The following is a 12710-nucleotide window of genomic DNA, read 5'->3' as shown; positions in this document are numbered from 1 at the left end:
TGCTTCGAATCAGAAGGAGCGTGATCGACAGTGAGAGGCAATGGACCGGCCGGACGAACCGCCCTGCTGGCGGCGTTGTGCACCGGCGCGCTCACGGCGGCGCCCCCGGCGACAGCCGATCAACCGGCGTTCGTGAGCATCGGCGTCATCCGCACCTTCGGCGACACCTGCTACGGCCAGGGCGAGGCGGGCATCTCCTCGCCCACCGGAACACCCGGCGCCGCCCGTTTCGGCATCAACTTTGTCAGCTCCACACCGGTGGGTATGCCGTGCACCTTCACGGCCTTCGTGCATTGGCGCAATCTCGACACCGGCGCCACGGGCACCGTGGCCATGCCGGTCACCGACGACACGGCCCCCAACCAGACACCCGCGACCGTCTTCACCGCCTTACCCACCGGCCCCGGTCGCGTGCAGGTCGACGTCACTACCGACTACCCCCACGTGTCGGCCCCGACAGCCGAGATCCGGATCAGCTGAGCCGCGGTTCGGCCCGCAGGGATCCGTGTAGGTCTGAAACCGAAGTTGTGGCGCGACAGTGGTTTCGGTCGGTAGGCTGCCTGCGGAGCGCAGGGGGACTGCGCGACCGCAAAAGGGGGGCAACGCGGATGACCGTGCGGACATGGCGCATCGATACCCTGCCGAGGAATGCCGGCCGGACAGGCTTGATATGCATGATTGCCGGTCTGTTGGCCACGTGCGCGTGCGGCGGCGGCTCAGGTCCGAAGAATCCGGCTCACCCAACTCCGTCGCCTCTTCCCGCGCCCACCTCGAGCAGCCAAGCGATCCGCAGCGAGAACCTCGGCTACCTCTGGCCGCTCACCGTCGACCACGGCACCCTGGAATGCCGCCCCGGCGACCAGGCCGTGTTCATCGACCCGGGTGGCGCCGCCTACGCCTTGAACGACAACGCGTCCGACGCCGGAGTGGCCGACATCGAACCCCTGCGTGCCACCGGCGCGGACCACGACAAGATCAGCCTCGGAGCCCTCCGGACCAGGGCCTTGGCCCTGTGCCACGTGCACGGCTGAGCACCCGGCTTCCGGTCCCGGCCTTCGCGGTGGCGGAACCGGGAAAGTAGGCGCGCGATGCCAATGCGTAGGCGGTGCCCGGCTCCTAGACTGGGGAACTGCGGCACGGTCGACCGCCGAAGCGCTACGGCAACTCCGCGATCGGCATAACTCGAAGTCCCGATCCGGCATGGGCCGGTACATCCGGCCCGGTTCCCATGGAGGAGGGCCGCATGCCCGACTCGTTCCATATGCGCGTCTGTCTACTCGGCGAAGGTTGCGTCTGCCCCACCGTCACCCTGTTCCTGGCCCCGGAGCCACTCATTCCCGGCGGCAACATGCTGCACCTGCTGGAACAGGCCCCGCTCTCCGACGACACCGGCGCCCCCACCCCCGACGCCGAGCTGATCGACTTGGTGCAGAGCGAGCCGGCTCCCCCCGATCGAGGCGTCCGCACCGAACTCCAGGTGTTCCACACCACCCGCCCCGACCCGCACCAGATCCACGCCATCCTGCACGACCACCACATCACCGCCATCACACCGATGGGCCTCGACGTCAACGACCCCGCCGAACTGACCCGCCTGGCCCTACTCCCCGAACACCCCATCGGCTACCGCCGCATCGACGACTTCCAACAAGAGGCAACCTCCCGAGCCATGCTCGCCGTCTACCGCCTCTTCGAAGTAGACCAACGAGTCCGCCTCACCTACCACGGCTTCGCCGACCCCACCACAGGCTGGTTCGCTTTGCGGACTGCGATCGCTTGAGTGCGTAGAACGCGCGGTGCGAGCGCTCCAGCCCTTCCGCCTCCGACTCTCCTGCGAGAGATGCGTGCATGGTCGGGGATGCGCCGATGCACCGGAGGGCAGCGCGCTTGCGGCACAGCGCAACGCGACCGAGCCGCGACCAATTGCGACGCTTTAGGCGACATACTTGCCACCGACACTGCGACCATATTGCTAAGCTGCCCCGACCAAATTGCCAGACTCGGACCGGCCAAATTGCCAGGGAAGAGCCGTCTATCGGCAGGCTGAGCAGCGAGGGGACGAAGCGTTGCAAACCCGACTCGGACCGGCCCTGCCGCGCCGCTTGGAGGCCGCAGTGGCCGACGCCCTCGCCGATACCCGCGTCGTCCTCGTCAACGGTGCCCGTCAGAGCGGCAAGATCACCCTGGTCCGCCTCATCGCCAAGGACCGTGACATCGAGTGGCGCGACCTGGACGTTTCCTTGACCCGGCAGGCGGCGATCAACGATCCCGATGGATTCGTCGACTTCCCGGATCTGATGGTGATTGATGAGATCCAGCGTGCGCCCGAGTTGCTGTTGTCGATCAAGGCATCTGTTCGAGTTCCTGCTTAGAGCAGAGACAGATACCACTTGACTGTGTTCATTCCGAGGCCCAGGTCGTTGCCCATCCACGGTAGGCCCAGACGACTCCCGCCACCTTCACCACCTCGCTGATCTACTGGGCGACGACTTCGTCGTCGGTATCGTGCTGCACACCGGTCAACAAACGCTGCCCTTCGGCCCGAAGATGCTGGCGATGCCGGTCAGCGCGCTATGGGAGCTACCTCAGCCCTGATCGTATTTCCAAGTTCGCACAACGTTCAGGGCGTAGCCCGGCCCGGGGCTCCCGGGTCACCCATGTGCTCGGCAGCGTGTCGATGGGGAACCAGCATGCGAAACCAAAGGAGAGTGCTCTACAAAGCACTCGCCTTTCAATGGTGGATCTAACGCTCCACAACCCGAACACTTTGACGGTCGAAGGGCCAGCGATTCGTATCAGGCCGGTGGGCGTTCGGCAGGTATACCCTGGCGTGGACTGCTGAATTTCACCGAGTTGTCGGCGATCGGATCAAACCGGTGGGAATCCGGCGCGGAGGATCGTGTTCGGCCAGGTTACGTTGATGGCTCAGAGGTGTATTCGGCCCAGCGGTCGACGGCCTGTTCGAGACTGAGTGCCGCGACCTCGGCGGGAGCCATGCCGACCGTGTGGATCAATCGCCGTGCAAGCCAATCGGGCACAGGTTCGCGAATCGGTGTCGGCGGGATATCGAGCGATTCGGCACTGCGGCCGAGTCGCTCGACCGCTTCGCCGAGCTTGCTGAATTCCGGTAGCCGACTGGCGGCCGCGACGATGCGGGCGGTTGCTTCCGCGTAGACCTCGGAGTCGGCGCGTACTCCGATTGCCCAGATCTCGCAGATCTCGATGGTCTGCTGGTCGACGACCCGGTACACGATCCGCCAGGTGTTGCGGCCGACGACAAGTTTGCGGAACCCGGTCAGTTCGCCGCCGAGTGGATAGCCGGCTTGCGGTGAATCCAGTAACAGGAGGATCTTTTTGAGGACTTTGGGCACGGCGTCGGGGCCGAGTTTTCGAAGGTCGTCGATTGCCGCATCGGTGAAGAGGACTTCGACCATCGGCTTACTCGTGGTCGTCGAGTTCGGCGAGGGATTCTCTCGTGTGACCGAAGGCGCCGAGCACATCGTCTAGTGACGTTCGGTTCCCGCTGTCGGTCGCGGCTCGGGCGAGCACCAGTGCGAGATCGCGCAGGTCGGACTCCGCGCGATCCAGCTCGGCGAGCCGATCCATGCTGACCACGGCCGCAACCGGCTGGCGGTGGCGAGTGACCACCAGGTCGGTGCCTCGTTCGGCATCCGCTACCAGTCCAGCCACGCCTCGCTGCGCAGCGTCGGAAACGCTGAGTTCACGAGTGTTGCGCAGGATGGACATGCCATAACTGTACAGAATTCTAGCTAGATTCTCCATGACGTGTCGCCTGTCGGGAACCACCTCCGCCGTCCTTTGCACGACCGGGCTCCAGACAGAGCGTGTCCCAGGCCGGCACCGCAACGGCGACCGTCTACCTGCCTGGGGTCGACGGCGTTTGTGGTCCGCACCCTCGCCGACCGACCTACAACCCCATTACCGTCGCCCGAGCCGACCACCGGTGATCTCCAGAGTTGCCACACCTGACGGAGCGCTCGGGTACTGATCGAATACAACAAAGCCGCAGGTACTCTACCTGCGGCTTTGTGACTTGGTGGACCTTGGGGGACCTTACTACAACCCTAAAAGCGCAGGTAGAAGCCCTGAAACGCAGGCGGAAGCCCTGGAAAACCTGATCCAGAAGCTACCCGACCCCACAACATCGGCCCCACCGCCTGTGGTGAGAATCAGACCCCGGCGGGCACGGCAACTCGACGCCGATGAAGTCGCGGAGCTGATCACCGGCTACCAGGCCGGAGCAACCGTGTATGAACTGGCTGCCCGATTCGGTATCGAACGGCGCACAGTCAGCAATATCCTCCACCGACACGAGGTACCGATGCGCCGCCGCGGGCTGTCCCCCGACCAGGTCGACACCGCCATCCATCTCTACAAGCTCGGCTGGTCACTCGCCCGGGTCGGCAACCATCTCGACGTCAACCACACCACCGTCCTGACGGCACTTCGTCGGCGCGGAATACCCACGCGGGATCCTCATGGGAGAGCGCGAGTGTAATCGGTGGCTACGCTATCGCCTCGTAAGGAGAGGTGTTCCGAGACTGCGGCCCGGATGACCGGTCGGTGGCGGATCGTGGCGATGAGCCCCTGGGGTAGAGATGCCATCGGCCGATGGAGCCGGGCTTTATCGAATGAGACGCGGACGGCCCGGCCAGCTCCGATTCATCGCCGTCCGCGGCTGGTTCGACGGCCGCCGGGCCCCGCCGGAGCACGGCGACCGCCGACGAGAAACCAGAACAGGCGGCTGGCCGAACCACCACCAGGCCGACCCGCTACACCGGGCGCTGTCATCGAAACAGATGTAGCGCCGGACTGCCGTGGCGGGAGAGACTTTCGGCGTGACCGGCACTGAGGGGCTGGTACTGCCCCACGACGCGCCGGAGCATCGCTTCATGAGGTATGTCCGTGCACCACATGGCGAGCATCGGCCGTTGTATCCACTCGTCCCGGCGACGCGGCCCGCTGCGAGTCGGCCTGGATCTGTCGACCCTGGGGGCCGAGCCGCCCGATATCGCCGACTTCGTATCGGTGCTGCGACGGCGCCCGGAAATCGAGCCCGCGTTCCTCGTATTCGGCGAGCAACACGACGATCTGACCGAACCGTGGAGGCAGCGCCTCGATTGCGCGATCGTGCATGTCGTGGACTATCACAGCTTCGGCGAACTGGAAAAGATCGCCGACGCGTCGCAGGTCTGGGTGACCACCTACACCGCAGGCGAGCAGACCTTCGGCGGCTGGTGCCCGTTCTTCGGCGTCTACGCCAACCTCGACGCCCTACAGTCGGCAGAATCCGACCTCACCGAGGAAGACCGCTACCGCGCCGCAGCGCTGGCGGCCGTGGCCCTCAAACTCGGGCTAGACGTTGTGGTGACCGAGGCGCCGACCGCGGGCCGACCCGAAGTCGCCGACAACGATATCGCCGCCATGATCACCCCTCCCGACCTGCTACCGATATTCGGTCACTATCTGCGCATGACGGGAAACCTGAGCCTGCGGTACAACCGAACGGGCGTCATCGTCTACGACGATCTGCGCGCCGGATCGGTCAGCGGGGTCTACCACATCGGGATCGAGAGCCACATCCCGCATCTTCGCCACCTGATGGTGGCCGCCCTGATGGGCAGGCACACCGATGTCGTCTCCGACCTCGGCTCGATCTCGGCACGGGCCCAGCGCGCGCTGCGCGCGCTCGACGAGTTGCTGGCCGCACTGTCGACCCACAACGGGCCGCACACACCTACCGCCGATACCACCGAGCGGGTCAGCGAGGCATTCGACCGCGAACTGCTCTACCTGACCGCAGTATTCGACACATTCGGCCGACTGTTCAGACGGCTGCACGACGGCCGGGGACCGAAGAGGAACGAACCCAAGAGCCTGCACTCTCTGCCCCTAATCACCAGCCACATCGTCGAGAAATACGCCGCCGGTGAGATCGTGGACCGGATCGTCGAATACAGAACCTACGCCTACATCACCTCGACACTGCGCAACTACATCCATGAGGCCGTACTGCCGACTGGGCCGGTACCGAGCCGTGGATACGGCAGCGCTACCACCATCGCCGTAAACCTCGACCTGCTCGACGACGTGAAACTCACCCAGCAACAGGTCGCCAAACTCGGCGTCTGGAAGGCCAGCACCACGGTCCTGTCGGCCGAACCGACGACCGTCGGCGACTTGGCCACCTTCGCGGTCACCTTGATGACCACGGCGCTCGCCTACGTCGACACAGTGATCGAATTGATCCTGTTCCACCACCCCACCGACCCCACCGCAGACGCCCACCCACTCCTCGGATGCGCGCCAAAAGACCTCCATATACCCGAGCCACGCCCGGACGAATTGCTCATCCGCAGCTACTTCGGCTGGTAATCGGAGCAGCGAAACGGCCGGCGCCTGCCGCACGAAGGCCCACCGCTGGAACTCCTTGCGGGTACCCCTGGGCACTGTGACCCCGGTCCGCGAGAGTTGTCAGTGGCGCGGAATATCCTGTCGCGCATGCGGATCCTGCACACGTCCGACTGGCATATCGGGTTCCGGATGCGTGGCATGCCCTTGCTGGCCGCTCAGCGGGTCATACTCGTCGGGGAGATCCCAGCACTCGTAGAGGAGTGGGAAGTCGATCTCGTGGTCGTCGCTGGCGATATATACGACAGAACCGATCCATCTGAGGCCGAGGTTGCTGTGTGTCAGGACGCGTTCGCCGCGATCCGAGCTGCTGGCGCGCAGCTGCTGATAATAGCAGGTAACCATGACTCACCGATCCGTCTGGGAGCCGGAGCAGTGTTCTCTGCCGCAGGCGGGTTGCACTTGGTGACCAGCGTGGCCGGCATCGGCAGGCCGGTGTTGTTCGACGACGAGCACGGGTCTGTCGCGGTGTACGGGGTTCCATGTCTGCAGTTCACTGGATCCGCGCTCGGTTGTGGTGCGGGCCGGTCGCACGCCGATCGCTGGCTTACCGCGATGACGCGAGTGCGTGCGGACCTGGCGGGCCGTCCGGAAGCGCGTTCGGTGGTGGTCGGTCATGTTCCAGTGGCCGACCCCACCGAACGCGGTCCGGAACGGTTGCGGGTCGGTAGCCGTCACACGGTCCCGGTCGAGGTGTTCGCCGGAATCGACTATGTCGCGCTCGGTGACCTACACTGGCCGCACGCGGTCTCCCGCGCGGTCCGCTACTCGGGCTCGCCTCTGCCCTATGTCTACGACTTCGGCCCGCGGCCCATCGATTTCGACCCGCCGAAATCGGTCTGCATGATCGACCTCGGCGCAGACGGGCTGACCTCGACCACCGAAGTCCCTCTACTCATGCCGTCTGGACTGGTCCGGGTCGAAGGCACCCTCACCGAGCTCACGGCCGCCACGCGGTCGCTGGACTACGTGCACGCAACGCTGACAGACGCCTTTCGGCCATCCGGGGCATGGAAGCAGCTACGCAGGCGGTTCCCGTTCCTGGTTCGCGCGGAATGGGTCGATCCCGTCACCGCGAGCGTGACTCCACTTCATCCTGATGAAGCCGAACCACACGCGTCCCTCGCCACAAGCATGCCTGTGACCGGCGAGCTTTGGCGCGGGTTCTACGGCGAAATGGACCAGCCGTGCCTACGCTGCGGCGCGCACCCTGGACGCCCCTGCTTCCAGATTCGCAGCGCCATCGGCGCCTCGACCATCAACACCTTCCATCGCGAACGCGGACTCGACGCCGCCGAACTGGCTCGGCTCGGCTATCAACCCTACGAGGTCGACGACCACGGCACCCACCGCCAGCTGTGGCGCACCGAAAGCCAGTGGCCAGTACACCGGGACGGCTGCCACACCCTACCGCCGACGCCGGCCGAACGGCCCGGCCTTGCCGAAGGTCGCCCGAACCGTCTTGGGATCTGCGCCGCACCGGGGTGCGCGGCGCCACTGAAACAGCGCCGCGGTGGCAGACCAGCACTGTACTGCTCCGGCAAATGCCGTGTTCGCGCCCACCGCGCACGCACACCGGTTCCCGCAACGTGACCAGCACGCGGCTTGAATTCGCCAGCGCAAGCAAGTGTGATGGAGTCCATCGGTGATGAAAGAACAGCAGTCGACGTCCCTGGCCGCCCTGGTCTGCGAGCAGCTCGACCAGGCGGCGGCACCGATCCGGAGCACTGGTGCGATGGTGATTTGCGGATTCCCCGCATCAGGCAAGTCCTCGGCCGCGCGGTGGCTCGCCGCGGGGATGGGCGCGGTCGTGTTGGACAAGGACACACTCGCACCGGCGTTGGAGGAGTCGGTAATGACGCGGCTGACCGGCGATCCGTTCGATCGCGATTCCGACACCTACCGCGAGGTCGTTGCGCCGGGCATCTACGACAGCCTCATCCGTACCGGCCTGACCGTGGCCACCCACCACCCGGTGGTGCTGGACGCACCGTTCCTGTCGACCATGCGTGCGGCAGGCGCCGCAGGACTTCCGTTGGGAGTTTTCATGCGACAGCACACCGAAGCTGAGGCGGACCTGCCGGTCGTGACCGTGTGGATAGACTCGCCCACCGAACAGGTTCGACAGCGGATGATCGCACGGGGTTCTGCCCGCGACGCACCCAAGTTGGCGGACTGGACTGGGTATCGGTCCGGTGTTCTCGATTCCGGAGTTCGGGAACTGGCCCGCACAGTGTGCGATCTCGTGATCGAAAACTGAACCGGATTCTGATCAGTACGCCGGGTTGTCACGGTGGAGTAGCGGAAGTATCGATCTCATGACCGTGTGGATCTCTCGCGCATGTTCGGGTGATGCTGAGGTCAGCGGTGGCCGGACTAGGGTCGGGAACCCGGGCAGCCGGGTCGACACCGCGGCTTTGGCGAAGGCGACATCGCTGATGGGTAGTCGTTTACGGGCGTCGGTGTAGCGGTCGAATTCGTGTTGCCGGGCCTGGGCACGCTCGATGTCACCGGCCGCCACCGCCGCTGCGACCGCTACCGGCAGCTCCGCGACCGGCCCTCCGGCGCCGGTGACCACCCCGGCCGCCCCGATCTCCGCGATCCGGGCCCCGATCCGGTCGTCACCGAGATACACCCGGAAGTCGGGGCCGATCTGCTGATACTCGTAGGTCAATGAGCGGTCCTTCCCGGAGTCTTTGATCCCGGTCAGCTGCGGAAACTCTCCGGCCAGCTGCGCGGCGAGCCGCGGTGGGATTGGTGCCTGGGTGTGGCGTGGGAAGTTGTACAGCAGTGTCGGGCGCAGGCAGTGCGGCAACACTGCGCGGAAGTAGGCCCCGATCCCGGTTTCGGCAGCCTCGGCGAAGAAGAACGGGTTCATCACCGCCAGCGCATCGGCGAAGTCGCTGGCGTGGCGCGCCAATTCCACGGCATCACCGACCGCGCATGCACCCACGTGCACGACCAGGACACCGCTCCACCTGCTTCGGCAGTGCTCGGCGACCTGGATCCGCTCGCGCACCGTCAGACTGGCGAATTCCCCGGTGGTTCCGTTGACCAGGACCGTCTCGACACCCGCAGCCCCAATCAGATCCAGATAGTCGCTCAACGCCGAAAGATCCAGGTGACCGCCACGTTGGTACGGCGTTACCGTAGCGACAATCGGACAGGAGAAGGATTCGGTCACGGCCCCCAGCCTCCCACGCTCTCCGCAGCGCATCGTGCGGACGAGAGGCTCGGCGAACGCCTCGGGACGTACGCCGTGCGGAGCATCTACTGTGCGCGGGCTGCGATGAGGTGGAAGAACCGTGCGGTATGGGTGTACGGAGCGCGGTGGGACAAGGTGAGTTCCAGCCGCTCGAGCTTGCTGTAGAAATCCGGGTCGGACTTGCGGGAGTCGTCGACGATGAGGTCGCAGACACAGCGGATGCCGTACCTCCCGATAACGCTCAGCTCCGCCGTGCGCAGGTCCGCCGCGACCCGGTCGGCATAGCAGGCGTGAGTTCTGGTGTCGTACGCGCCGCTGTACCGGGTGGGGCTATCCAGCAGCCACAGTGCTTCGTCCAGATCCAGGCCACGCACCGCACTCAGCAGTGGGTCGGTGTCAGCGTTGGGTGCTATCAGCGACAGCACCCCAGCCGGCCGAAGCTGGTCCGCCAGCATGGTTGCGGTGCGTTCCCTCTCCGGAAGGTACTGAAGCACGTTATGCAGTAGCACGACATCGAAGCCGTCGGTGCCCAGCGTGGCGCCGAGGGAGTCGATATCGGCCGGGTATGTGGTGATGTGGTCGCGGACGCCACGCTCGGAGGCGATCGTGTTCGCTTCGGCGAGGGACTGGGGTGAGGGGTCGGCGATGGTGACGTGGTGTCCGCGTCGAGCGAGTTCAACCGCTTCCACACCATTGCCACCACCGACATCGAGGATCTCCAGTCCTCGCTCGGCGGGCAGGTGCCGGACAAGGTTCGCCATCGCCACCGTGTACCGCAGCCTGCCCCATGGGCTGGCCTGCCATTGCTGGAACTCGCCCAACTTGTCGTCGAACATCATTGATTCAGCTCCTTCTGCTCACCGCGACCACCCCGATCAGGCGGCACCGCGCCGCGTAATTATCGTGCCGTTCCGGCGCCTTCGTGAGCAGGATCGGCGCAGAATCGTTGTCATGGAACGCATCTCGTTCGACATCGACGACTATGAACGGCGGGTTCGCTCGAAACCGTGCTTCATCTGCGCCATCGTCGCGGGACAGCACGACTCGAAGCTTGAGCAGATCGTTGCTGAGGACGATGAGAACATCGCGTTCCTGTCCCGGTATCCGACCCTGCCCGGCTACGTGCTCGTTTCGCCGAAACATCACCATGAGCATGTGGTTGACGACCTGGACGAAGACGAATATCTGCGACTGATGAGAATGGTTCGCCGCGTTGGGAGAGCACTGCAAACGGTGGTCCCCACCGAACGGCTATATATCGCCAGTCTCGGCAGCCAACAGGGCAACGCTCACCTCCACTGGCACGTTGCCGCCCTACCACCTGGAGTGCCCTACCGCGAACAGCAATTCCATGCCCTGATGGCGGAAAACGGAATACTGTCCTGGTCTCTGGAGCAGGCAGTCGAACTCGCCGGCCTCATCCGCGCCGCCTTGGCTGCCGACGGCACGAACTGAACCACCATGCGTCGAAGAATTCATATCCGCAGGTAGCTGAGTAACCGCCAAGTGTAGGACCAATCCCTAAATTGTTTTCCGATGGACTCGCGAAAAATATTGCTGTGGAAATCTTTTCGCTGAATTACCTATTGATGGTCTCCGGGCGCACATATAGCGTCGTATCCGCCAGAATTGAGACGCCCCGGCTGGTGGGCCAACACCAGACCGGGGCAGGTACGGAGAAAGGGCTCCGCAATGCAAAGTGTAATCATCTCGGTCGGGTCCGAGGTCGAAGTCGAGGCACCATACGACCGCCGTTTCCACGACGCGGCGGACGAACTCGGTGGCACACCCACCTCGGATGGTGAAGCGTGGCGCTTCTCCCGCAACGACGAAGAACGTGTCCGCCAACTATGCAGCACAATCTTCGGAGAAGACCAGGGCACGACCCCGGCGACGGACCAGCCGCTCGACCGCTCCGAAGTCGGCACCAGCGAGGCTTCGGAACTGCCTGTTGTGAGCACCCATCAACGGCGGGCGGACCTGCTCGACCGTCTCGACATGCTGCTCGACGAGGTCGCTGAGGTACATACCGCCCTGCAAGCGCTGAAGTAGGGGCTGGCCTGCCACACAGAAATCAGAGGGCTTCGACCGGTGGCCGATCAATCCACCGGCCATCGGTCGTCGGCTCTCTTCTGATGCTTCGTGTTCTTGCTGCTGCTCGGTTGAACGCTCCGGTTTGCATTTGGCAGCAGGTCTACGGTGGCTCGTTCAGGCGGACAGCTCTTCCAGCCGATATCGGGTCCATTCGATGGCGGCACCGCCGCATCGTTCGAATGCCGCGCAGTTGTCGGCGCGGTCGTCGATCAGAAGCGCCTCGCCGAAGGAGAGCCCTGCGGTGGTCAGCCAGGAGCCGAAGAAGGCTTCAGGGTCTTCGGATTTCAGTACGCCGGTGTCGCTCGAGCTGATGATGTCGTCGAATACGGCGGCAGCCTCTTTCAGCGTCTCCGTGCCTGATGGTTGTTCGTTATGACTGGACGTGACGGCGTGAAAGGTGCTGGTGAACGCGTCGATATTGTCGGTCGCCAGGACAACGGTCGAGTGGTACCGGGCGTCACGCAGTGCTCGGAGAAGCGACTGGTTTACGGGCATGTGGGCGATGTCGTGTGCGAGTTGCGTCAGGAGCTGGTCAACATCGAGGCCCGAGTGCGTGGCAGCGAGGTTGGTGAGGATGTCGCGGGAGCTGCGCTTTCCGCACATCCATTCGCGGCCCTCCCGATTGCCTGTCGTGAACAGCCGGTCCAGTTCTCGATTCAGAACAGCGTAAAGGGAGTGATCCGGATCGTCGGTAATGCTGTGCCAGAACGGTTTCCGGCACAGCACTCCGTGCCAATCGCAGAAGACGACGCGAGGAGGGTCCGCACTTCGCATAACGTCTGCGATGGTCTTGATCGCCGGGTGGGCGAGGGTCACTGGGCGTATTCCCGAGCCGCGGTCGCGCGGTCGAGCCTGTCGAGGGTGAGCAGGCCATCGAGGACTCGGTGGGCGGTGATGGCTTGGTCGGTGATGTGTCGAACGGTTTCGTCGCCTTGTTCGGAGAGGTGCACTCCGTCGGCCCACACGCTGGGTGCTTCGG

The 12710-nt window shown here is 64.6% G+C and carries 15 protein-coding genes; 10 read left to right on the top strand and 5 right to left on the bottom strand.

Annotated features, from left to right (window positions below):
- Positions 1-30: 30 nt before the first annotated feature.
- From HOV91_RS19025 to HOV91_RS19010, 4 genes are all read left to right on the top strand, one after another.
- Complete coding sequence (locus HOV91_RS19025) at positions 31-480, top strand: hypothetical protein (RefSeq protein ID WP_174186749.1); 450 nt, start codon at positions 31-33, stop codon at positions 478-480.
- A gap of 194 nt (positions 481-674) precedes the next feature.
- The gene (locus HOV91_RS19020) at positions 675-1031 is read left to right on the top strand and encodes a DUF2511 domain-containing protein (RefSeq protein ID WP_174186748.1); all 357 of its coding nucleotides are present in this window, start codon (positions 675-677) and stop codon (positions 1029-1031) included.
- A 212-nt stretch (positions 1032-1243) separates the two neighbouring features.
- Positions 1244-1780, top strand: coding sequence for a hypothetical protein (locus tag HOV91_RS19015; protein WP_174186747.1), 537 nt, complete (start codon positions 1244-1246; stop codon positions 1778-1780).
- Between the two features lie 334 nt (positions 1781-2114).
- A complete protein-coding gene (locus HOV91_RS19010; RefSeq protein WP_217440733.1) occupies positions 2115-2372 on the top strand; it encodes an AAA family ATPase in 258 nt (85 codons plus the stop codon).
- Between the two features lie 540 nt (positions 2373-2912).
- Here HOV91_RS19010 and HOV91_RS19005 read toward each other — a convergent pair.
- Both HOV91_RS19005 and HOV91_RS19000 read right to left on the bottom strand, forming a co-directional pair.
- Entirely contained in the window at positions 2913-3434 is a 522-nt protein-coding gene (locus HOV91_RS19005) for a type II toxin-antitoxin system RelE family toxin (RefSeq protein WP_174186746.1), read from the bottom strand.
- A 4-nt stretch (positions 3435-3438) separates the two neighbouring features.
- Positions 3439-3747, bottom strand: coding sequence for a prevent-host-death family protein (locus tag HOV91_RS19000; RefSeq protein ID WP_174186745.1), 309 nt, complete (start codon positions 3745-3747; stop codon positions 3439-3441).
- 436 nt (positions 3748-4183) lie between these two features.
- On the opposite strand from HOV91_RS19000, the gene HOV91_RS18995 reads away from it, so the two are divergent.
- The 4 genes from HOV91_RS18995 (at position 4184) to HOV91_RS18980 (ending at position 8692) form a co-directional block, all read left to right on the top strand.
- Positions 4184-4519, top strand: coding sequence for a helix-turn-helix domain-containing protein (locus HOV91_RS18995; RefSeq protein WP_197986988.1), 336 nt, complete (start codon positions 4184-4186; stop codon positions 4517-4519).
- A gap of 401 nt (positions 4520-4920) precedes the next feature.
- The gene (locus HOV91_RS18990; protein ID WP_043736662.1) at positions 4921-6396 is read left to right on the top strand and encodes a hypothetical protein; all 1476 of its coding nucleotides are present in this window, start codon (positions 4921-4923) and stop codon (positions 6394-6396) included.
- A 126-nt stretch (positions 6397-6522) separates the two neighbouring features.
- Complete coding sequence (gene sbcD, locus HOV91_RS18985) at positions 6523-8025, top strand: exonuclease subunit SbcD (RefSeq protein WP_113975353.1); 1503 nt, start codon at positions 6523-6525, stop codon at positions 8023-8025.
- A gap of 55 nt (positions 8026-8080) precedes the next feature.
- A complete protein-coding gene (locus HOV91_RS18980; RefSeq protein ID WP_051047265.1) occupies positions 8081-8692 on the top strand; it encodes a P-loop nucleotide/nucleoside kinase family protein in 612 nt (203 codons plus the stop codon).
- A 12-nt stretch (positions 8693-8704) separates the two neighbouring features.
- Here HOV91_RS18980 and HOV91_RS18975 read toward each other — a convergent pair whose 3' ends face one another.
- Together HOV91_RS18975 and HOV91_RS18970 are read right to left on the bottom strand one after the other, a co-directional pair.
- Positions 8705-9649, bottom strand: a complete 945-nt coding sequence (locus HOV91_RS18975) for a dihydrodipicolinate synthase family protein (RefSeq protein WP_082393294.1) — start codon at positions 9647-9649, stop codon at positions 8705-8707.
- 53 nt (positions 9650-9702) lie between these two features.
- On the bottom strand, positions 9703-10476 hold the full coding sequence (locus HOV91_RS18970) for a class I SAM-dependent methyltransferase (protein WP_043736656.1): 774 nt from the start codon (positions 10474-10476) through the stop codon (positions 9703-9705).
- Between the two features lie 112 nt (positions 10477-10588).
- Here HOV91_RS18970 and HOV91_RS18965 point away from each other — a divergent pair, with 112 nt between their 5' ends.
- Both HOV91_RS18965 and HOV91_RS18960 read left to right on the top strand, forming a co-directional pair.
- Positions 10589-11092, top strand: a complete 504-nt coding sequence (locus HOV91_RS18965; protein ID WP_043736653.1) for an HIT family protein — start codon at positions 10589-10591, stop codon at positions 11090-11092.
- A 237-nt stretch (positions 11093-11329) separates the two neighbouring features.
- Entirely contained in the window at positions 11330-11689 is a 360-nt protein-coding gene (locus HOV91_RS18960; protein WP_043736650.1) for a hypothetical protein, read from the top strand.
- Between the two features lie 156 nt (positions 11690-11845).
- On the opposite strand, the gene HOV91_RS18955 is transcribed toward HOV91_RS18960, so the two are convergent.
- Complete coding sequence (locus HOV91_RS18955; RefSeq protein ID WP_043736648.1) at positions 11846-12547, bottom strand: HAD family hydrolase; 702 nt, start codon at positions 12545-12547, stop codon at positions 11846-11848.
- Between the last annotated feature and the right edge of the window lie 163 nt (positions 12548-12710).

Source organism: Nocardia barduliensis (assembly GCF_013315795.1).
In the GTDB taxonomy this organism is placed as follows: Bacteria; Actinomycetota; Actinomycetes; order Mycobacteriales; family Mycobacteriaceae; genus Nocardia; species Nocardia barduliensis.
Note: the sequence above shows the minus strand (reverse complement) of the source record. Positions and strands in the feature narration are given on the sequence as shown.

Bases quoted from the DNA above. Each gene is read 5' to 3' on its own strand.
- HOV91_RS19020 (WP_174186748.1), top strand. From the start codon at position 675: ATGATTGCCGGTCTGTTGGCCACGTGCGCGTGCGGCGGCGGCTCAGGT.
- HOV91_RS19015 (WP_174186747.1), top strand. From the start codon at position 1,244: ATGCCCGACTCGTTCCATATGCGCGTCTGTCTACTCGGCGAAGGTTGC.
- HOV91_RS19005 (WP_174186746.1), bottom strand. From the start codon at position 3,434: ATGGTCGAAGTCCTCTTCACCGATGCGGCAATCGACGACCTTCGAAAA.
- HOV91_RS19000 (WP_174186745.1), bottom strand. From the start codon at position 3,747: ATGTCCATCCTGCGCAACACTCGTGAACTCAGCGTTTCCGACGCTGCG.
- HOV91_RS18990 (WP_043736662.1), top strand. From the start codon at position 4,921: ATGTCCGTGCACCACATGGCGAGCATCGGCCGTTGTATCCACTCGTCC.
- sbcD (WP_113975353.1), top strand. From the start codon at position 6,523: ATGCGGATCCTGCACACGTCCGACTGGCATATCGGGTTCCGGATGCGT.
- HOV91_RS18980 (WP_051047265.1), top strand. From the start codon at position 8,081: ATGAAAGAACAGCAGTCGACGTCCCTGGCCGCCCTGGTCTGCGAGCAG.
- HOV91_RS18975 (WP_082393294.1), bottom strand. From the start codon at position 9,649: ATGCGCTGCGGAGAGCGTGGGAGGCTGGGGGCCGTGACCGAATCCTTC.
- HOV91_RS18970 (WP_043736656.1), bottom strand. From the start codon at position 10,476: ATGATGTTCGACGACAAGTTGGGCGAGTTCCAGCAATGGCAGGCCAGC.
- HOV91_RS18965 (WP_043736653.1), top strand. From the start codon at position 10,589: ATGGAACGCATCTCGTTCGACATCGACGACTATGAACGGCGGGTTCGC.
- HOV91_RS18960 (WP_043736650.1), top strand. From the start codon at position 11,330: ATGCAAAGTGTAATCATCTCGGTCGGGTCCGAGGTCGAAGTCGAGGCA.